This window comes from Legionella shakespearei DSM 23087, from assembly GCF_000373765.1.
Classification (GTDB): Bacteria; Pseudomonadota; Gammaproteobacteria; order Legionellales; family Legionellaceae; genus Legionella; species Legionella shakespearei.
Genome location: NZ_KB892393.1, coordinates 173,778 through 195,074, shown reverse-complemented (window position 1 = coordinate 195,074; position 21,297 = coordinate 173,778). Strand labels below are relative to the sequence as shown.

The window sequence follows — 21,297 nt, the reverse complement described above, 5'->3', positions numbered from 1 at the left end:
CCCAAATTTTCATGCCGCTGTTTGCGGATGTAACGGATACAATTTATAGGTGTGCTTATGAAAAGAATTCAAGTATTATTCCTGGTCGCTCTAATTGCAGGCATTTCATCATGTGCCAAATGGAATAAAGATGATGAAGAAAAGAACCCTTATAAAGGAATGACAGCCAAACAGCTGTACATGGCTTCACGTCAGTCATTGAAGAAAGAGGAATACGCTACAGCAACAAAGCAACTGGAAGCGATTGAGTCTATGTATCCTTTTAGTGATTACACAGAAAGTTCGCAGATGGATTTGATTTATGCTTATTATAAGAATGAAGATTATCCTTCAACAGCAGCTACGGCGGAGCGTTTTATTCATTTGTATCCACGTGCTAAAAATGTAGATTATGCTTATTACATGAGAGGTTTGGCTAACTTCCAGCAAACTCGCGGCGTTTTTGCCAAAGTCTTGCCGTTGGATGAGTCATGGCGTGATCCGGGTACACAGACTCAGGCATTCCTTGATTTTGCTACTTTGATTCAAAAGTTCCCTGAGAGTAAGTATAAAGCCAATGCGTTACAGCGTATGATTTATTTACGTAATATGTTTGCTCAGCATGAACTTAACGTATCGGAATATTACTTCAAACGTAAAATGTATGTGGCGGCTATAGAACGAGCCAACTATCTGGTTAAGAACTATCAGCAAGCTCCGAGCGCACAAAAAGCTCTGGTGATTATGTATAACTCCAATATGGCTTTAGGATTGAAAAAAGCAGCAGATGATGTAATGGCTGTTTATCAGGCAACTTATCATACTACTGATATGGGTAGAGTTCCTGCCTGAGGAATATGTTAGGTAAGTGTTCAGCCCTATTGAAGGAACAGCCATATTTGGCTCATCTTGAGAAAAAAACCCGCGAAATGATGCTCACATAGCCACCTATGCTCCGCTCATTTCGCGGGTTTTTTTCTCAACCTGAGCTCAAATCTGTCTGTTCGAGTACACATAAGCCCATACCCCCCGAACGGTTACTATGTTAGTTCCCGGTTGCAAGCAACCGGTTCTTTTACACACCTTGGTTATTCCCCGATCCCTGTCGTCCTGAGCGCGTCTTTTGGCGCGAAGGATCTCCAAATACTGGCACCATGCCGCTTTCAGGAGATCCTTCGCGCCAAAAGACGCGCTCAGGACGACGTAGAGCTGGGGGACGACCTGGATCTGGGAACCGGCAAAGATGTGCAGGCAGGGCTATATCTATCTTTTTTATATTTTGGTGATGGAGTGAAACGTAATCAAGGTTTTCTCTAGTTCGTTTTTTGTGATATGAAACCTTGATTACGCTATCACTCTGAGCGATCCTCTCATAATTTTAACCTGTAAAAAGATGCAAATAAGCAGGATGATCAGCGCAAGTAGCCCCTCCACCTCCGGGGGAGGGTGCCCGACAGGGCGGGTGGGGGGATCAAAAAGAGAACTTATTTAAGGTAGAAAGGTCTAAAATAACAGGGTCTATTTGATAGAAACTCCTTTTTTGATCCCCCCATCCGCCCTGTCGGGCACCTTCCCCCGGAGAGGGGAAGGCGATCCTGCATAGTTCTGAGTGGTACTCAATATGAGAGGATCACTCAGCGCTAGCGCTGCATCAAGGCTACATTTTATTTACTCTTTATACAGCTTCCAATTCTGCATCGTTGGTTTCTTTTACAGAAGTAGCATCTGCCAAAGCTTTATCTTCTGTTGGTTTAAGTGCCGCCAACAAATCATTGGTCAACTCCCTTAACTCTCCAGCCAATAAAGTCAAAGCAGCATCTTCGCGTTGGTATTCTTCATCAAGCTGTCTGATTTCGTTAAAATCATCCTGGAGGTAATCAAGACTTTTAAGCTTTTTGAAAGTGAAATCATGCGTTAAGGTAAATTGGATTCGTTCTTTCCATATCATCGAAATTTCAGCAGTAGCCATCCCTTGAGAAAGAAGAGTTAAAATTTCTTCAGCAGGAAGTTCATACCCTTTACAATGCACGCGTTTCTTTTCATCATCTAAAGAAAACAACAAACAATCAGAAGCAAGTTGGAAGTCTTCTGGCAAAGTGTCTGGTGATTGAATCCATTCTGCAAATCGTACTGCAAGGTTTTCGGTATGAGTCAGAGGCTCTATACTAATGCCTGCAACTGATTTGCGCAGAAGAGAGGTAAGCTGTGTTGCCTGGGTATTGCTCGATGCATTGACAATTAAACGCTTACTCACGGTATCCAGTAAAGCGGGTAATCTCTTTTGCACGCAAAATGATTTAGGTAATAATTCAAATTCCAGATCTTCGGCTATCTGCGCCTTCTCTGCACGCTTTACGCTGCGTCCATGCTGCATTTCAATATTTAATATTTTTTCTTCCAGCATTTTATTAATAACACCGCGCGGAAGAAGGCGCTCTTCTTTACCCATGCAAATAAGTGCAGCACCAGCTACTTCATGAACCATTTCATCAGCAAGGGCAGGAAGCCAGCCGTAAATGAAACGTGCATGAGGAGGGCAGGGTTTAAGGCTTTCTTCAGCCAGAGAAGCATTCAAATCTGTCGCTTCATCTAATTCATATTGGAACACTAGTGCATTATTAAACCACATATTTTATCCTTTAAATAAATTTGAAATACTACCATGAAACCGCTTACGTCGCGATGGAAAAAAAGGAATTTCACCTTAATCCACCGTCCCGCGGCTAGAGAATACAATAAGTACCTATAGCGATGGTTCTGTTATAAGGCAATTTATAGAATTCAATATTCAAATTTGCCGAATAGTTACGAATTAAAAAGGCAAACAATTTTTCCTGCCAGAAAAAGCCCAGAGATTTTTTATTTTTTGATGCCATAACATTAGGTATCTCAACCATGTAAGTTGCATGCTCCACATTGAGTTTAAAGGGCAGCAGGTCTTTATCACTGGCTTTTTCCAAAGCTCTTGGTAATGAAATGGTTTCCATAAAGCCATAATGTAACGTGAGTTTACAGACGCGTTCATCCAGGCAGGTAATTTCGTAACGCTGGCTGTAACGGACGTAAGGAATATTCTCAACGATATAATTAACAATAAGCACGTTTTCAGGAACCGAACGGCTGAGTTTAAGGAAGTGAAGAAAGCTGCCGCCGCTTTTGTCATAAACATCAGTGATGAAAATCGCGGTAACACCAGGTAACTGATTTAAGCTCTTGTATTGTAATTGTTTCAGTATTTTGGAAATATCTTCTTTGTTCAGATAGAAATTATTTCTGAGGTATTCAAGACCGTACTTCCAGGTGTACATGATAAAGGCAACAAGCAAGGCTAAAAGGAGTGGAACCCAACCGCCCGTCATAAATTTATGGGCATTGGCACCAACAAAGGCAAAATCTATGGCGATAAAGAGGCCAAAAATGAGCGCGGTTTTGAGTTTTGACCATTTCCAGATAGATAAGGCTGCATAAGCCACCATAGCATCAACAAGCAGCATATCAATGTTTACTGCAATACCGTACGCATGCGCCAGATTATCCGAAGTTTTAAAGGCAATAGAAAACAATAGGGTTCCTGCCAGCAGAATAAAATTGATTTGCGGCACGTAAATTTGTCCGGAATGTTTTCTTGAAGTCTGAACTATAGGAATTCTTGGACACAAACTCAGTAAAACTGCTTGTTTCGTGAGCGAAAAGGTGGCTGAAATAACCGCTTGCGATGCAATAATCGTAGCAAAGGTCGCAAGAATAATTAAAGGCAAATAAAACCAGCGAGGAGCAATCATATAAAAGGGATTAGTGATGGCTTCCGGATGGGATAACAAATTAGCTCCCTGACCAAAATAGTTCATCAACAGGCAAGGGAGAACCAGAAGAAACCAACTGGCACGAATAGGATTTTTACCAAAATGGCCAATGTCAGCAAAAAGCGCCTCGCCTCCGGTCATTACCAGGAAAATGCCTCCTAATAACAGATAGCCCGTTAATCCTTCACTATATAAAAAATATATGGCGTAGTAGGGATTTACTGCTTTGAGGACTATAGGATGAGCTATGATTTGCGTTAAGCCTAAAACAGCAATGGTAATAAACCAGACAAAAATCAACGGGCCAAAGAAATAGCCTATCTTGGTCGTTCCTCGTGATTGAATCATAAAAAGCAGTATTAATATAATGCAGGCAATTGGTAGTATGTAAGAATGAAACGCAGGGGAAAGGGTAGTAATCCCTTCAACAGCACTGATCACTGAAATGGCAGGGGTAAGCATGCCGTCCCCAAGCAAAAGCCCGGCGCCAAAGATAGCCACTATATAAAATAAAGGTTCGTATTTAGTGCTCTTGTGCTTCATCAAAGCTAACAGAGCCAATATGCCTCCTTCACCATCGTTGTCAGCGCGGAAAATAATAATTAAATACTTGAACGAAATAATGATAATTAAACACCAGAATATGAGGGATAAGACGCCCAGCACATTCAGTGGTGTAATTGGCAGATCAGATAAAGTGACTTTTAAGGCATATAAGGGGCTGGTACCAATGTCTCCAAATACGACACCCAAAGCTCCCAATGTCAGTCCATAAGAGAATTTATTTTTAATTTCCATCGGGATTGTGCACCTGTCTGTTAGATACTAAATAGCGCTTACCAAAAAGCATTAAGGGCTAACATATACGTGGTGAAATGGGAGGTATTCCTGCCGCTGACCGGGAACCATACGCCACCAATAAGACCAACATTCTCATTGAAGTTGTATTCCAGTGCAGGAGCCAAGCCTCTTTGTTCAAATTTCTTGCTTCCTATGGTTACGGTAGGGCTGCCTATATTTCCTACGGTTAAAATACCATTAAAGCGACTGGCCTGGCCTCTGGCTACATAGCCTTCCAGCACGGCAACCCAATTTTGAGTCAGAGTAAATTCAAAAGCCAAATCAGCGTTGTTTTCATCTCCGGGTTTGATAAACCCATGGGTATCTACTGAACCGCCGTAGCTGCTCAACCCGTTTACAAAAACTGAGCTGGCAAAGTTACGGCTTAGAATAAGACGCGTTCTCAAATAATGAGTTTTGAATACTTCAAGCAAATATTGGAAATTTAAACCTACTTGTGTCTGATAGCTGCCCAGACCGGTTGAGTCAGTTCCTAACAACGCAGGGTTTAGATGATCGAATCGTCCCGTTGGGAATACTTCCTGTAGCAGTATGCGAAAATCAAAGCGTCTGGGTGAGCCTTTTTGTTCCAGTAATTGTATCCCCAAAGCAGCAGAAACGTCGGTTAAACGGTTATGATGTTGACCTTGAGTTGAGTTGAATGCATAGGGCACTCCAATCTGGACATCCAGCCAATCAGTGAAGCCATGGGTAAGAAGAGGGTTGGTGATGAACGAACGATACATGGGGGTATGAAATATGTTGCCAGCGTCATCATAATGACCATCGTTTAAGGCTCTGATTCCATAGATTTCAAAGTTGGTGTGTCCTCTGGGAACGGTATGTCCTGCAGGCGCCAGTAATGGGCCGGTAAACCATGGTCCAGCTAATACTTGTGTATTCGCTGTGCATACGCCAAGAAAAATGAATAGCATTTTTATATATTGCCGCATAATTGTCCTTTTTTCATTGCAGTTACATCGTTCTATGGTGTAGATTAGCCGACTTTTGGTCTTTGGGAAATAGATATGAAAGCAAAAATTACGCTGTTAGCGGCGAAGCAGAACACAGTACTGAGAGGCCATCCCTGGATTTTCCCAAAAGCGATTGCCCGAACGAGCGGTAAACTGACTACCGGCCATCTGGTTGAAATTTACAGTGCTGAGGATGGTCTTATTGGTATTGGTGCATACAATGAACATTCCTTGTATCGCGTCAGGGTTCTAGCGCTTGCAAATGAAGGTCTGGATATGAGCGATTTCAGGCCGCTGATTCGTCACAGGTTGCATCAGGCTAAGCGAGTCAGAGACTGTTTGAACTTGCCCGATCAACAGACTACTGCTTACAGATTATTTAACAGTGAAGCTGATGGTCTTTCCGGATTAACTATTGACCGATTTAACCAGATTTGTGTGGTGGCAAGTTCTGCGTATTGGGTGGAAGCGAACAGGGAAATAATCAGCGAAGTAATACAGGAGTTATTTCCTTCAGATCAAATCATCTGGATACCTCAAGTGAAACCCTTGGGGCAAGATGGATGGAAACAAGCAGTAACGGAGGAGGCGCAGTCAACTGCACAGGTTCTTGAAGCAGGAATTCTTTATCAGGTTGAATTTGCGCATGCTCAGAAAACCGGTTTATTTATTGATCAAAGAGAAAACCATAAGAGAGTTGCCGATTTGGCAAAAGGTAAGAAGGTTTTAGACTTGTATACTTATACTGGAGGTTTTGCCTTGCATGCAGCCAAAGCGGGTGCTGAACAGGTTACCGCTGTGGACAGTTCAGGACAGGCAATAGCGCAGGCGCAAAATAATGCAACTTTAAATGGGTTGGATAATATAGAATTTATTGAGGCGGATGCCCGTGATTATCTGGTGAAAGCAGGGGAGTATGACATCGTCATTCTTGACCCGCCTAAATTGGTTCCTTCACAACAACATTTGCAAAAGGCCAAGAATTATTACCGTTTCTTACACCGGGAAGTATTCAAAAACATGAAGCCTGGCTCCTTGCTGATGACTTGCAATTGTTCTTCCGCACTGTCATCGCAAGAGTTTTGTTCCCTGGTAAGCGGGCAGGCTGCCGCAGTGGGAAAACAAGCTCGTATTTTAGGAGTTTATGGCCCAGCCAGTTGCCATCCTACCTTGAGTTCTTTTCCTGAGGGGAATTATCTTACTGCCGTATTAGTCGCTGTGGTTTAGTGGCTGTTGACATTTCTACTATCTTGGCCAAAAGATCCTGGTTTGGCAGATTGGTAATTTGCTAATGTTCAACTAACATTAACAGAGGGTTCATGAGTAGCACGGTGTTGTAGCCCGGTCTGCTCGCAGCCGGGAATGATGATTTAAAATAGAGCGCTCCCGGTTGCAAGCAGCTGACTCTCTACACATCTTTGCTATTCCCCGATCTACGTCGTCCTGAGCGCGTCTTTTTGCGCGAAGGATCTCCAAATACTGGCACCATGCCGCTTCAGGAGATCCTTCGCGCAAAAAAGACGCGCTCAGGACGACGTGAATACGCTACAACAAAATATCAATGACAAGGAGTTGTCAGTGCAAAGCAAATGGATAAAAGGTGGCTTAATCGCATTACTTTTTGCAGGAGTTATTATGGATTCAATGAGTTCGTTCGCAGGGACTGGGCGTGGTGATTTTCATACTGTATATAAAGGGCAATCCGTTGATGATTTGATTATCGACTATATGGAAGCCAATAATGTGCCTGGGATGACTTTAGCCATAGTGCAGGCTCCTTATATAACGCGAGTCGTAGGATACGGCCTCGCAGATACGGAAAATAAACGTTTGGCAGCTACCCGGACTGTTTTCAATATTGGGCAAATGACCAATGCCTACACTGCTGTCGCCATCATGCAGTTAAAAGAAGAAGGCAAGCTTCGGTTGGATGATTTTATCGTTACCTATGTTTCGTCCATACCTGAAAGTTGGCAATCGATTACTATCAGACAATTATTAACCCACAGCACAGGCATACCTGATTATACTCAGAGTGAGGGTTTTGATTACGCAAAAAACTATGATTCTGAGGCAATTATTGCTTTAGTCGCTGATAAAGATTTATTGTTTAAACCGGGTTCGCAGATGCAAAGCAGTGCAACTAACCCCTATTTGCTTGGCCTGATTATAGAAAAGGCCAGTGCGATGAGTTATCAGGACTATGTCACCAAAAATCAAATCACTCGTCTTGGCTTAAAACATACCTTTTTTGCAGGAAAGACCAAAGATATTCCTAATGAAATCAATAATGGTACCAAACCATTCAAACACAGCACTTTTCTCAAAGATCCGGTTTTTATTGACCCGGTAGAGCCAGCAGTTGGCTATGTTATGGTCGATAACACGTTAAAACCTGTACCAGAAATGAGCTGGACTGCTTCATTTTCAGCAAGTGGAATTATTGCATCAGCAGAAGATATTAGCTTGTGGGATATTGGCCTTGCTGGTGATATTTTAGTGAAAGATCCTGAAGACAGAAAATTTTTATACAGTGCTCCAGTAATAAATGGCAATGCAGTACCAGGCAATGTCGGTTGGCTGTTTCCAGGACATCCGGGTTTGATGGAAATAAAGGGGAATATTCCTGGTTTTTCTTCTTTTTTAAGTCGTTTTACCGACCCTTCAGAGTTGCTCTGCGTTACCTTGCTGGCGAATAAGGACAATTTGCCTGATCTGGATATTTTGGCACGTAAAATTGCAGCGGCTTTTGATATTAAATTGGCTACTCCCGAAGGTGCGTTCTGGTCTGAAACGATTCAAAGCCCTTATTCAGTAGATAAAACTTTAGAGCGTGTGGCTGCCATAATTCAAAAAAATGGCGGAACAGTTTTTGCCCATATTAATCATTCAGCTGAGGCGAAAAAGGTCAATCAGACGTTGGCTGATACGGAAGTGCTGATTATCGGAAACCCGGCGAAGGGTACTGCTTTAATGGAGCAAAACCCCGCGTTTGCCCTTGATTTACCCTTGCGTATCATGGCTACTAAAGACAGCTCGGGACAGGTATGGTTAAGTTTTACAGATCCGGAATCACTCGCCAAAGCTTATCATATGGATGCAGGGCAATTGCCAGTATTGAAACAGATTGGCAGTGCAATCAGGCGAGTGTGTGAAACAGCAGTCTCCCCAAAGTCTCAAATTTAATCGTGCTTACCCCGTACGGGCTACGAGATCGCACCAAATCCTGGCAGGAGTTGTAGCCCGGCCTGCTCGCAGCCGGGATCGAAGTGGCAAAGAGCCTACGGTCAGCGCCAAATACGGGCTATAAAATCTGTGCCCCAGCAAAATTTCCGCTCCCTCACGGTCGCGGCTCAGTTTCTGGTGCACGATGAAATATCTACGAACGCACGAAAACCGAGCCGCGACCGTGAGGGAGTGGAACAGTGATAGTGGAACGTACTGTATGTGATTTTATAAAACTTCCGCTCCTTAACAGTCGCGGCTCGGTTTCCGGNGCACGATGAAATATCTACGAACGCACGAAAACCGAGCCGCGACCGTGAGGGAGCGGAACAGTTATACTGGCACCGTGCCGCTTTCAGGAGATCCTTCGCGCCAAAAGACGCGCTCAGGACGACGTGGATCACTTCTACGTTCCTCGGTTTGTCCCGGTTGCAAGCAGGTCGGGCTACAGTCTTTCTTTTTGATTATAATTTGATTAAAATGGGCTAAATAGGTATAATTTGTGGTTATTCTATTTCGTTTCATTTTAAAATGAGAACCTATTGATGTTAAAGAAAATACTATTCGCTATCAGTCTCATCACTTTTTCCGCCAGTACACCTGCTGCAGAACCAAGCCTTAGGGATAAAATTGGCCAGATGATTATTCTGGGATTTCATGGCAAAGTGCTTGATGAGCATTCATCGATTGCCGATGCGATTGAGCAGGATAATATTGGTGGGGTTATTCTCTTTGATTACAATCAGCAATCACAAACCTTTGATAAAAATATTGAAAGCCCTGAACAAGTAAAAAAATTAAACCAGCAATTACAGTCCTGGACACAGAAAGCGAACCGCTTACATCATCGTGCCAATTTGCCTTTATTGATTTCGGTGGATTACGAAGGAGGGCAGGTAAATCGCCTTCATCCCAATTATGGCTTTCCTGTCATTCCTGCGCCCAAGATGGTGGGTAAGATGTCATTGACAGATGCTCAGAATGTAGCAAACCTTATGACGGACGCATTAAAATCATCAGGCTTCAATCTTGATTTTTTCCCTTCTCTTGATGTTGATGTGAATCCTGACAATCCGATTATAGGCCGAAAGGAGCGCAGTTTTTCTTCCATTCCTGAGCAGGTCGGTTTGTATGCACAAGTGTTTTCGAATCAATTTCTGGCACATAACATCCAATGTTCTTATAAGCATTTTCCAGGGCATGGAAGTTCGCAGGATGACTCTCATCTGGGTTTTGTTGATGTCACTGATACCTGGAGCGAACAGGAACTTATTCCCTTTTTACAATTACTGTCTCAACCACAGCACTGTGGCATGGTTATGGTGGCTCATATAGTAAACCGGAAACTGGATCCAACCGGAGTTCCTGCCAGCCTGTCTTACACGATGATTTCTGGTCTGTTGCGCCATGATTTGAAGTTTGATGGTGTGGTGATCACTGACGATATGCAGATGAAAGCAATTGCCAATTATTACGGTGTCGATACAGCCGTCACGCTGGCAATTAATGCAGGTGTAGACATGCTGATTTTTGGCAATCAGCTGGTTGATAAATTTCAAGGCTCTAAAGAGTTGATTGACCTTATCGAGCAAAAGGTCAGGTCAGGGGAAATTCCTGAGCAGAGAATTGATGAGGCCTATCGTCATATTGTGAAAATGAAGCAAGGCATTAACTGAAAAATCGCGTAGTTGATTCAAAATAGGCGTAGCCTTGATGCAGCGATAGCGTAATCAAGGCTACATTTTTATGTATGAGTACTTCTATCCCGATCCTGCAAACACTGCAATACTTCATAAAAGCTCAGTTCGCAGGATTTTAAAAGCACTAGCAAATGAAACACTAAATCAGAGCTTTCATTGATAAGTTCTTCTCTGTCAGCATTCACGGCAGCGATTACGGTTTCTACTGCCTCTTCACCTACTTTCTGTGCGCAACGGCTGACGCCATCTCTTAATAATTTTGCGGTATAACTGTCGCTATCATTGGCTTCTGCACGTTCATTAATCAGTTCAATCAAAGCATCAAGAAAGCCGAGTGTTGTCGGTAATGGCGGCTGATAGCAACTGGAATAGCCTAAATGACAGCAAGAGCCTTTAGGCAAGACATGAATTAACAGGCTGTCGTTATCGCAATCCGCACTAATGGATTGTACGGCCATACTATTTCCGGAGGATTCCCCTTTACGCCATAGTCTTTGTCGACTTCTGCTAAACAGGGTCAATTGGCCCGAAGTTACTGTAGCAATCAGGGCTTCCTGATTCATGTAGCCTAGCATTAATACGTTTCCGTTTTCAGCATTCTGGATAATGGCCGGGAGCAGGCCATTCATTTTTTGCCAATCCAGTGAGTTTATTTCCAAATCGCTCATAGTCTTACCTCAATATTGTGTGCTTTCAGGGCTGATTTTACGTCGTTGATAGTCAGTATTTTGTCATGAAAAACACTGGCTGCCAAAGCCCCACTTACATGTGATTTTAAAAACAGGCTAACAAAGTCATCAGTACTGCCTGCGCCTCCTGAGGCAATTAAAGGTATCTGACATAAAGGGTACATTTCTTCCAGCTGATGCAGGTCATAACCTTTTCGTACCCCATCAGACTGCATGCAATTCAATACAATTTCACCAGCCCCGCGGTCTTGAACTTCTTTAATCCAGTCGCGGGTTTTTCGCCTTGAATTAATGCTGGTACTCTCACTGCCAGTGTACTGGTATACATAATAATCATCTTCTATCCATTGGCTGTCAATGCCAATAACCACACATTGGCTGCCAAACTGACTGCTTAACTCATTTATTAACGCGGGGGACTCCAGTGCAGGACTGTTGATTGAGATTTTGTCTGCACCCGCATTAAGTATAGACCTGGCTTGTGAAAAAGAGCGTATGCCTCCTGCTACGGTAAAGGGAATATTAATTGCTGCCGCAACCTGATCTACCCACTGCGGGGACACGGAGCGCTGATCACTGCTGGCGGTTATGTCGTAAAAGACCAGCTCATCAGCTCCCGATGCTGAATAGTGCTCGGCCATGGGAATAATATCGCCTATGATTCTGTGGTTACGAAATTTTACCCCTTTTACCACCTGATTATCCCGTACATCAAGACAGGGTATAATACGTTTTGTTAGCATAAATCCCCCTCTAAGCTGTATTTTTCCAGGCATTCGGCCAAATCAATAGTGCCTTTATAAAGCGATAAGCCAAGAATAGCTCCGGCAACTCCAGATGCTTTAAGAGTGGCTATATCTTCAATACTGCGAATGCCGCCTGATGCCTGCCAGTTTATGTCGGGAAAGCGTTTCACGGCCTCCTGGTAAAGGGAAAAGTTAGGGCCTTGCATCATTCCATCACAGGCAATATCAGTACACAGTATTTCTCTTATCCCTGATTGACGATAAGCCGAAACGACTTCCCACAAAGTGCGGTTACTCGAGCTCTGCCAGCCATGAATCGCGGGAATGGGAACGTTTTGTTCTACACGTACGTCTAAAGCAAGCACAATATTTTCAGGTTTTATTTCTTCAATGATTGCAGCGGTCAGCTCAGGATTAGAAATGGCAATACTGCCAATAACCAAACGCTTTATACCTGAGTCACGACACAATATGGCTTGCTCCAGGGTTCTGATTCCTCCGCCCGCCTGAACAGAAATACCTGTATCTTGCATAGACCGTATGAGTGGAAGTTGTTGCATTGAACCAAGCTTTGCCCCGTCCAAATCAACAATATGTAGCCTTTGGGCTCCTGTTCGGGCAAAAAAAGCAGCACGCTCTACTGGATCCATATCAAATCGGGTTACTCTGTCAAACTCTCCCTGTTTTAAACGCACGCAGCTTCCAGCTTGCAAATCAATAGCAGGAATAATCAGCATACAGCCTCCAGTGATAAAAAGTTCTTCAGTAATTTCATACCTGTTTCTGCCGATTTTTCAGGATGAAACTGCATGCCGTAAATAGTGCCTTTATTGATTATGGCAGTGAATTCTTCGCTGTATTGGCAGCGAGCCAAAGCGAATTCATCCGCTTTAAATGCATAGCTATGAACAAAATAAACGTAATCCTTTTCAGTCAAGCCTTCCTGCAGGACACTGTCGCGGCGCCACTGTAACTGATTCCAGCCCATGTGCGGGACGGGGCAGTCTTTTTTTGCTGTTAAACGCTCCACACTACCAGGAATTAACCCAAGACATTCTACCTGGCCTTCTTCACTGTATTCGAGCAGCAATTGCATGCCAAGGCAAATGCCCAGTAATGGCTGGCTTAAATTTCTGAGTACGTCCACCAAGCCATAACTGCGCAATGCATTCATCCCAAAAGAGGCCGTTCCTACCCCTGGTAAAATGACATGGCTGGCTTTCTGTATCACTTTGGCATCATGAGTGAGTACATAATCAAATCCCAGCCTTTTCAGAGCATTGGCCAGTGATGTCAGGTTATTACCGCTGATATCAATGACCGCAATCATAGCATCCCCTTGGTTGAGGGCAGGGCATCCCCGGTTTTGGTGCAGGCCTGACGTAAGGCTCTCCCCAAAGATTTAAAACAGGCTTCAATCATGTGGTGGTGATTGGATCCTGTGACCTTAACGTGTATGGTGGCATTCAAGGCACTGGCCAGTGAGTTAAAAAAGTGCGGCACCATTTCGGTTGCCATGCCGCCGACAAATTCACGGGTGAACTGGCCGTTGAACTCACAAAAACTTCTGCCGCTGATGTCTAATGCGATACTGACAAGTGCTTCATCCATGGGTAAGGTGAACCCATATCGATTAATTCCCCATTTATCTCCCAAAGCATTTTTTAATGCTTCGCCTAAGGCAATAGCAGTATCTTCTACCAAATGGTGATCATCTACTTCCACATCTCCTGTTGCGGTCAGTTCCAGATCAAAGCCACCGTGTTTTGCAATTTGTTCCAGCATGTGGCTAAAAAAAGCAATGGGTGTATTTATCTGACTCTTTTGATCGGTATCCAGTGTTAAATTCAAGCTTATTGCTGTTTCTTTTGTTGTCCTGTTAATTGCAGCACTGCGGCGATTATTGAGTATGGATAAAGCAATCTCTGGCCAGCCGTGTTCTTTGGACACTGGCAGAAATTTAACGCCCAGATTGTCTGCCAATTCGCGATCTGTCTCTCTGTCACCTATAACCCATGATGAATTATTATCAATACGGGTATTGCGCATGAACTGATCGAGCAAACCGGTTTTAGGCTTTCGGCAGGCACAATTGTCTTCAGGCATATGGGGACAAATATAAATTTCATCGAACTCAATTCCCTGAGAGGAAAAAAGGTCGAGAGTAAATTCATGGCAAACAGCAAAATCTTCTTCCGGAAAGGATGCGGTGCCTATGCCATTCTGGTTGGAAACCATAATGAAGTTAAAGCCTGCTTTTTTCAATTCGAGCAGGGCAGGTATCACAGCTTTGGTTAATTTGATTTTATCAAGGGAATCCACCTGAAAATCAAAAGGTTCTTCAATCAAGGTACCATCGCGGTCAATAAATAAGATTTTTTGCATCATTTAATCCTGAAACATTATTGATAAAAGAAGACAGGACATCTATCAGTAATTGATTTTGTGTCTCATCACCCACGGTTATGCGTAAATGGTCATGTAATACAGATGTGGGCGGGAAGTCCCTCACTGCTATGTCATGGGTTGCAAACCAGGAAGTTAATTCCCGGGCATGATTTGTTTGTACCAGAATAAAATTGGTTTCCGACGAATAGACCTTTTTGAATACAGCCATAGCCTGCAATGCATTGATGAGTTGCGTGCGTGAATTCTGAATCTTTTCTATAACTGAAGAAAACCAGTTATGATCAGATAAAGCCTTGCCAGCAAGTTGCATGGTTGTGCTGGGAATGGTGTAAGGTGCGATAATTTTTTTAAATGCGTTGATCACTTCGGCCTGAGCAATAATGCAACCAAGACGCAATCCGGCAAGGCCTCGTGCCTTGGACATGGTTCTTAATACTACCAGATTATCGTACTGCGAAAGTAATGATGTCGCACTTTCAGAACTGGAAAACTCTATATAGGCCTCATCTACTACTATTACTGATTTATCAGTATATTCTTCGCAGGCTGCGGCTATAAGTTTTAAATCCATCACATTCGCTGTGGGATTATTCGGACTGCAGAACATGATTATTTTGCAGTTGCTTTGCCAGCTGTTGCGGATGGTATCGAGGGTGAGATTAAAATTTTGTTCGGCATCAAGTGGGCATTGCAGAAGTTGTGCCTGTTGCAAGCGAACATAAAAGGCATACATGGGAAAGGTGGGAGGAAATTGCATTAATGCATCTTGCAGCCCATTTAAAAAGAGCCGGGTTACGAGATCAATGCCATCATCACTGCCGCGGGTCAGTACTAATTGATCGGTCTCAATGCCGTAACATGCTGCCAATTGTTTTTGTAACTGCGCTTCAAGACGAGTGTCCGGGTAAAAATTCAGTGGCAGAGAGTCAAAATCAACCGGAGACCAGGGCAATTCATTAGCGTGCAGCCTGTATTGGCTGCTTTCGCCGCCTGGTACATAATTTTGACTGTTCAGTAATTCAGGGCGTATCAAATTTAATATGGACATTTTAAACCTCCAAAGCATTAAGCCGAATCTGTACGGCATTGGCGTGGGCGTCTAGTCCTTCGATTGTGGCCAGTGTTACTGCAGCTGGACCTAAAGCTTTGATACCCTCCTGGTTTATTGATTGCACACTAAAACGGGTAAGAAAATCAAGAGTGCCAAGACCATTATGATTTTTGGCAAAGCCATTAGTGGGTAACACGTGATTGCTGCCGGTAACATAATCGCCCATGCTTTCGGCAGCCCAGGCACCAAGAAATACAGTACCCACGGCGGTTATTTTATCCACCCAGGAATCTGCGTCTTCGCGATTAATAATCAAGTGTTCCGGAGCGTAGGAATTTACCAGATCCGCCTGTTCTTGCAGATCAGAGCAAACAATAATCATGCTGTTTGCCAGTGATTTATTCATTATCTCGGTTCTGGATAAACTGGCTAATTGTCTTTTCAAGGCTTGATTCACTTTTTGGGCAAAAGCTGAATCATCGCAGACAAGATAGACTTGTGAATCAATTCCGTGCTCAGCCTGTGCTAACAGATCTGCAGCAACAAAATCAGGATTGGCTTTATCGTCAGCAAGAACCATGACTTCAGATGGACCTGCTGGCATATCTATAGCCGCACCGAAAGGGTCGCTGGCAACCTGTGTTTTTGCTTCCGTTACATAACTGTTACCGGGGCCGAAGAGTTTATCTGCCTTGGTTACCGTTTCTGTACCATAGGCCATGGCTGCAATGGCCTGAGCTCCACCCAGAGTGTAGATGGTCTCTATACCGCACAAGCGTGCAGCAACCAGTAAATGCTCATTGATTTTTCCCTGTGCATCAGGTGGTGTGCACAAAACCTTTACAGGGCACCCGGCAACACGTGCAGGGATTGCCTGCATCAGCAGGGAAGATATTAATGGAGTTTTATTCCCACCCGGGACGTACAAGCCTACCTTTTGAATGGGTCTGTAGGTGGTGAGAATGTTTATTCCCGGAGCTGTAGTACTTCGGGTATTTTCTGGCAACAGTGATTGGTGGTAGCTGGTTATGGTCACTATTGCCTGATTGATCGCAGTTAATGCCTGTTGGTTGATCGCCGCTTTCTGAATGGTTTCTTCAGGAACCTGTATTTGCTCCAGTGCCGGACCATCGAGCTGTTGGGTTAAATCAAACAGGGCTTTATCACCCTGAGTTTGTACCTGTTGAATAATTGCAGCAACACGCTCTTTGATTGATACTGTGGGTACAGGACGGGATAGGCACTGTCTCTTTTCTGCGGCAGAGAGTAGCTGCCAGTTTTTAATCGTTAACATCACATCACTCCAACATCTTTTCTATTGGCAACACCAGTATGGAACTTGCTCCCAGACTTTGAATGTTTTCCAGGGTATTCCAAAATACCCGCTCGGTGGAAACAACATGTACGGCTACTTTATCGATGTTGTCGGGCAAGGGCAGGATGGTGGGGGCTTCAGCTCCTGGAAGCTTTTCTGCAATGCTCTGGAGCGCCGATTTTGGCGCGTGGAAGACTATGTATTTTCTTTCCTGAGCTTGTTGTACTGCCTGTATTCTGCGGGTAAGCATGTCAAATAAGTCCTGAATTTCGGGAGCCATTTGTTTTTGGCTTTGGATGAATACGGCCTGGCTTTGTAAAACGGTGTCTACTTCATAGAGTTTGTTGTCTTCCAGGGTTTGGCCACTGGATACCAAATCGCAGATGACATCTGCCATGCCCATTCGGGGTGCCACTTCAACTGAGCCGGACAGAATCAGGCTTTCGGCACAGATTTTTCGTTCACTTAAGTATTGGCCAAGCAAATATGGGTAGCTGGTGGCTATGCGTTTGCCATCCAGGCTGCCTGGACCTTGATAGTCGAATGATTCAGGAACAGCGATGGATAAACGGCAAGTGCAGGTGCCCAGGGGCAATATTATTTTGTATTGTTTTTCTGGTTTGGCCAGAGAGGCTTCAAAGAGTACGTTTTCACCGACTATGCCGCCATCGCAAAGGCGGTCGAAAACCAGAGTAGGGATGTCATCGTCTCTGACAAAGAGTAAGTCTATGGGGAAATTATCTACATGGGTCAGCAGAGCATTGGGTTTGATGCGAAATTTTAATCCGCAGCGTTGTAAGAGGCTTAGTGATTCTTCTGATAAACGACCTTTTTTCTGTAAGGCTAAACGTAAGCGATTTTTCATAACTTCTCCAATCTGTCGGCAATTAACTTATAACCGCCAGTACCAAAACTTAAACAACGCGCCACTCGAGTAATGGTGGTGACGCTCACCCCGGTTTGTTCATGGATGGTGCGATAGGGTATGCCTTGACGAAGCAAGGGCACCACTTGCCAGCGATCTGCCATTGATTCCAATTCGGCGGGTGTGCACAAATCAGTAAAAAACTGCATGGCTTCATTTCCATTCGCCAACATGCTGATGGCATCCATTAATTCCGGCAGAGCAGAGCTTTTAGCAGTAGTATGTATTTTCATAATAATGTATTAGCGTGTTATAACATTAATACATGATAATCTGATGCAATAAATTTGTCAATAAATAAATCAAAGTGAGTTATGGGTTGTAGCCCGGTCTGCTTGCAGCCGGGATCGAAGTGGCACCGAACTTCAAGATAACTCCAGGGTTTCGAGCCCTGAGCAAGAAACCCCTTAACCCAAGTCTGTCTTTTAGGGAAACCTGCATCCATGCGGTCGATGTGCGCGTCCCTGCGCACAACGCCCTAAAAGACAGGCTTGGGTCAAGGTGTTTCCGAGAGATTGTGCCAACGTGGCAGAGAGCGTAAATCCGAATCCTGGCACGGTGTGTAGCCCGGTCTGCTTGCAGCCGGGATCGAAGTGGCAATGAGCTTTAGTTCCAGTACGAAAGTCCGAAAGTCCTGAGCAAGAAACCCCTTGACCTAAGCCTGTCTTTTAGGGAAACCTGCGTCCATGCGGTCGATGTGCACGTCCCTGTGCACAACGCCCTAAAAGACAGGCTTAGGTCAAGGTGTTTCTGAGAGATTGTGCCAACGTGGCAGAGAGTGTAAATCTGAATCCTGGACGGGATTGTGCCACTTCGATCCCGGCTGCAAGCAGACCGGGCTACGCATCTTTGCCATTCCCCGATCTACGTCGTCCTGAGCGCGTCTTTTTGCGCGAAGGATCTCCAGATATTGGCACTATGCTAACACCCATAAAGAGCCTGATAGGCCTCGAGTTTCTGTACCTGATCTTTTTGATTGGCATGATTAAGGTATTCGATCAGATCAAATAAATTAATGATCGAATACACTTCAATACCCTGTTCTTTAATTTCAGAGAGGGTGGACTTTTCGGTTAACCCTCGTTCACATCGGTCCAGGGCAATAATTACGGCACTGAGTTGGCCACCGTTCTCTTTAATCAGGGTTTGTGATTCACGAAAAGCGGTTCCTGCGGTGATAACATCATCGATAATTACTGTCCTTCCGGTCAAAGGGGCTCCAATTAACTGGCCGCCTTCACCATGGCTTTTGACTTCTTTACGGTTAAAAGTGACTGTGACATCTTTACCCATTTCATCCAAAGCGACTGCGGTAGCTGTTGCAAGAGGCAGCCCTTTATAAGCGGGACCGAACAGATGATCAAATTCTACTTTTTGATCCAATAGAGTTTGCGCGTAAAATTTCCCTAACTGGCGTAAGGCATTACCCTGATAAAATAATCCTGCATTGAAGAAATAGGGGCTTATCCGGCCTGACTTTAACGTGAATTCCCCAAATTTTAAAACTTGGCTATCTAGAGCTAATTTTATAAAAGATGATTTGGTATGATTCATTATTTATTCCTAAAATAAAAAATTATTGAAAACAAACACATATTTTGAAAAAAATCCTTAACAATCAATAAAAAACTGTTATGCTAATGGAGATGCGCATCATGTTTGTGCGTATAGTAAAATGTTTATTATAGTTTTTAGACAGAGCATTAACCGTATTTTAATTCCCTGCCTGAGTTCTTACGATAGACATTATAATATTTAAATAACGAAAAAGATGTAAAATGTTTAAGACAAAGGGGATAGCTAATGTCGCAAAGAGAAACAGGCCATGTAAAATGGTTTAATGAAAAAAAAGGATTTGGATTTATTATCAACCAGCAAGGCGATGATATTTTTGTACATTACAAAGACATCCAGGGTGTTGGGTTTAAAACACTCCATGAAAATGATCCTGTAACGTTTGTGCTGGATAAGGGACCGAAAGGCCTGAAAGCACAAGATGTTGTTTTAGCTAACGAACAATAGGTAAAGTAACAGGTCAGGGAGGAGCTTGTCTCTTGCTCGAACGTTTCCTGCTAGGGGCTGACCTTTTACCAGTTACATGCTGAAGCCAGATAACCTGGTCTGGCTTCGTGGCTGCACTGCATTATTCCTTAATTTATTTCAAACTGCCATTTGTTGGGCTTTCACCAGATAAAGCAGTATCTTCAGTAGAACGACCTTTTCTTCTATGTTCGCCCATGGGTTGATGGAACCAGGTTTTTATCGGTTTAGGTACGGTTTTACCAAATACTACAGGTTCAGGTTGCACTTCCTGTTTTCCTTTATCAATAGCTATTAAATTCGGATCATCTGGAGAGCTTGAAGTACTTGATGATCTTGATGAACCCGAAGAGCTGGACGAGCTTGCAAATCGGGGGGACGTTGGTGAGTCAGCAGAACTTGATGAGCTGGAGGCTGCAGACAAATTGGAATTGCTTTCCTGTTTCCTCGAACCAAAAAAGAACCGCGATTTTTTGGTTTTCACCGGGGGTTGAACTTTCTCGGGAGCCTGAATTTTGGGGACTAGTGTCATGCCAGGTTGATAATAGCGGATGCATTTTATGGGTGACATATCAAACTGATTCTGTTTCGCCTCTGCAAAACTGGTGATTGGTCTGGATGATTTGGATGTTGTAATGTCTATACCTTGCCTGGTCATTTCTTCAATAGTAACAGCTGCCATATCTTTCACAGTCTGGCGATAATCTGCGTCATAGGTTGTTCTGCTGCCTTGTATAGAAGGATACTCCTTTACCTGTGGCTCAATCGGTTTATCGAACTTGTCAACAGGACCGCGATACTGCTTTAATTTTAAAGTAACATTACCGGGAATTAATTCGGGGTATTTTGAAAAATAGGCATGCAGGTTATCCAGTAAATCTTCACGATCGTCAAAGAAGTTGAAGTTGATTGTATCGTTTGGATGTTCGGATGCTATTTTATGAATTTGTGCATAGAGCAGGGTGAGCTTGCTTTCATCATGAATCCAGTTAGGAAGTCCTTTGACCAGCTTAATATCTGTTGGGTTATAATCCTTTTTATTCGGAGCAATATGTTCCAATGCCATCCTGAAAGAAGTGCCATCAGGCAAATCATTATAGAGGTCGCTCAGCAGGAACCCATCCAACACGGCATTGAGTTCCTGACTAATAGCAGAAATTGCAGGAAAGCAAGAGCCACGCTCATCGGCATGAGAATTTGTTGAGTCATCCGGTGCGGATTGTCTGTTTGAACCCACAAAAGCAATTTTGGGATTAGGACTGGCTTTAAGTGATTCGAGTAAATCTCTGTTCGCAGCGAGGATGTCTTTTTGTTGGGCTGATAAAAATCCTACATGGGCTAAACAGCCATCAAAATCGAATGAATAGACGTCATAAATCAAAAGATAAACTCCATAAACAATTAAATACAGCCTCTTGTGTTGCATATTTAATCACATTGTTAAATAATATGGAAGCTTTTTTTAACTTTATGCTTACTCTATCAATAAGATTAGGGTACTCAAATCACATTTAATTTGCTGATTTTTGTGACAAATATATGCTTAATGTATTCTTAATATTCATGTTTTATACTTTGAACAAGTAGAGGTGAGAGCAGAA

The 21,297-nt window shown here is 43.5% G+C and carries 19 protein-coding genes; 5 read left to right on the top strand and 14 right to left on the bottom strand.

Annotated elements, in window-relative coordinates; all coding sequences use genetic code 11:
• Window positions 1-57 precede the first annotated feature (57 nt).
• Window positions 58-831, top strand: a complete 774-nt coding sequence (locus B094_RS0106615) for an outer membrane protein assembly factor BamD (RefSeq protein ID WP_018577020.1) — start codon at window positions 58-60, stop codon at window positions 829-831.
• 823 nt (window positions 832-1,654) lie between these two features.
• On the opposite strand, the gene B094_RS0106605 is transcribed toward B094_RS0106615, so the two are convergent.
• From B094_RS0106605 to B094_RS0106595, 3 genes are all read right to left on the bottom strand, one after another.
• The gene (locus B094_RS0106605; RefSeq protein WP_018577018.1) at window positions 1,655-2,608 is read right to left on the bottom strand and encodes a recombination-associated protein RdgC; all 954 of its coding nucleotides are present in this window, start codon (window positions 2,606-2,608) and stop codon (window positions 1,655-1,657) included.
• 94 nt (window positions 2,609-2,702) lie between these two features.
• Complete coding sequence (locus B094_RS0106600; RefSeq protein WP_018577017.1) at window positions 2,703-4,580, bottom strand: potassium transporter Kup; 1,878 nt, start codon at window positions 4,578-4,580, stop codon at window positions 2,703-2,705.
• A 38-nt stretch (window positions 4,581-4,618) separates the two neighbouring features.
• Window positions 4,619-5,575: a hypothetical protein gene (locus B094_RS0106595; RefSeq protein WP_018577016.1), complete on the bottom strand. Its 957-nt coding sequence runs from the start codon at window positions 5,573-5,575 to the stop codon at window positions 4,619-4,621.
• A gap of 75 nt (window positions 5,576-5,650) precedes the next feature.
• On the opposite strand from B094_RS0106595, the gene B094_RS0106590 reads away from it, so the two are divergent.
• The 3 genes from B094_RS0106590 (at window position 5,651) to B094_RS0106580 (ending at window position 10,497) form a co-directional block, all read left to right on the top strand.
• Complete coding sequence (locus tag B094_RS0106590) at window positions 5,651-6,823, top strand: class I SAM-dependent rRNA methyltransferase (protein WP_018577015.1); 1,173 nt, start codon at window positions 5,651-5,653, stop codon at window positions 6,821-6,823.
• Between the two features lie 351 nt (window positions 6,824-7,174).
• A complete protein-coding gene (locus B094_RS0106585; protein ID WP_018577014.1) occupies window positions 7,175-8,782 on the top strand; it encodes a serine hydrolase in 1,608 nt (535 codons plus the stop codon).
• Between the two features lie 584 nt (window positions 8,783-9,366).
• Window positions 9,367-10,497: a glycoside hydrolase family 3 protein gene (locus B094_RS0106580; RefSeq protein WP_018577013.1), complete on the top strand. Its 1,131-nt coding sequence runs from the start codon at window positions 9,367-9,369 to the stop codon at window positions 10,495-10,497.
• Between the two features lie 68 nt (window positions 10,498-10,565).
• On the opposite strand, the gene hisIE is transcribed toward B094_RS0106580, so the two are convergent.
• From hisIE to pyrE, 10 genes are all read right to left on the bottom strand, one after another.
• Entirely contained in the window at window positions 10,566-11,189 is a 624-nt protein-coding gene (gene hisIE / locus B094_RS0106575; protein ID WP_018577012.1) for a bifunctional phosphoribosyl-AMP cyclohydrolase/phosphoribosyl-ATP diphosphatase HisIE, read from the bottom strand.
• Window positions 11,186-11,953, bottom strand: a complete 768-nt coding sequence (hisF, locus tag B094_RS0106570; protein WP_018577011.1) for an imidazole glycerol phosphate synthase subunit HisF — start codon at window positions 11,951-11,953, stop codon at window positions 11,186-11,188. The genes hisIE and hisF overlap by 4 nt, the downstream gene beginning before the upstream one ends.
• A complete protein-coding gene (gene hisA / locus B094_RS0106565; protein ID WP_018577010.1) occupies window positions 11,947-12,693 on the bottom strand; it encodes a 1-(5-phosphoribosyl)-5-[(5-phosphoribosylamino)methylideneamino]imidazole-4-carboxamide isomerase in 747 nt (248 codons plus the stop codon). Before hisA ends, hisF begins: the two co-directional genes overlap by 7 nt.
• Window positions 12,687-13,286 carry an imidazole glycerol phosphate synthase subunit HisH gene (gene hisH / locus B094_RS0106560; protein WP_018577009.1) on the bottom strand — a complete coding sequence of 200 codons (600 nt, stop codon included), beginning with the start codon at window positions 13,284-13,286 and terminating at the stop codon, window positions 12,687-12,689. Before hisH ends, hisA begins: the two co-directional genes overlap by 7 nt.
• Window positions 13,283-14,341, bottom strand: coding sequence for a bifunctional histidinol-phosphatase/imidazoleglycerol-phosphate dehydratase HisB (hisB, locus tag B094_RS0106555; protein ID WP_018577008.1), 1,059 nt, complete (start codon window positions 14,339-14,341; stop codon window positions 13,283-13,285). Before hisB ends, hisH begins: the two co-directional genes overlap by 4 nt.
• Complete coding sequence (gene hisC / locus B094_RS0106550) at window positions 14,319-15,413, bottom strand: histidinol-phosphate transaminase (RefSeq protein ID WP_018577007.1); 1,095 nt, start codon at window positions 15,411-15,413, stop codon at window positions 14,319-14,321. The genes hisB and hisC overlap by 23 nt, the downstream gene beginning before the upstream one ends.
• Window position 15,414: 1 nt before the next feature.
• Window positions 15,415-16,710: a histidinol dehydrogenase gene (gene hisD, locus B094_RS0106545; RefSeq protein ID WP_018577006.1), complete on the bottom strand. Its 1,296-nt coding sequence runs from the start codon at window positions 16,708-16,710 to the stop codon at window positions 15,415-15,417.
• 4 nt (window positions 16,711-16,714) lie between these two features.
• Window positions 16,715-17,596, bottom strand: a complete 882-nt coding sequence (gene hisG / locus B094_RS0106540) for an ATP phosphoribosyltransferase (protein WP_018577005.1) — start codon at window positions 17,594-17,596, stop codon at window positions 16,715-16,717.
• A complete protein-coding gene (locus B094_RS0106535) occupies window positions 17,593-17,889 on the bottom strand; it encodes a YerC/YecD family TrpR-related protein (protein WP_018577004.1) in 297 nt (98 codons plus the stop codon). The genes hisG and B094_RS0106535 overlap by 4 nt, the downstream gene beginning before the upstream one ends.
• Before the next feature lie 688 nt (window positions 17,890-18,577).
• Window positions 18,578-19,210 (bottom strand): orotate phosphoribosyltransferase, encoded by a 633-nt coding sequence (pyrE, locus tag B094_RS0106525; protein ID WP_018577002.1) that lies wholly within the window; start codon window positions 19,208-19,210, stop codon window positions 18,578-18,580.
• A gap of 249 nt (window positions 19,211-19,459) precedes the next feature.
• On the opposite strand from pyrE, the gene B094_RS0106520 reads away from it, so the two are divergent.
• A complete protein-coding gene (locus B094_RS0106520) occupies window positions 19,460-19,678 on the top strand; it encodes a cold-shock protein (protein WP_018577001.1) in 219 nt (72 codons plus the stop codon).
• 133 nt (window positions 19,679-19,811) lie between these two features.
• Here the strand turns inward: B094_RS0106520 and B094_RS16460 are convergent, their stop codons facing one another.
• Window positions 19,812-21,122, bottom strand: coding sequence for a hypothetical protein (locus B094_RS16460; RefSeq protein WP_018577000.1), 1,311 nt, complete (start codon window positions 21,120-21,122; stop codon window positions 19,812-19,814).
• Window positions 21,123-21,297: the final 175 nt, after the last annotated feature.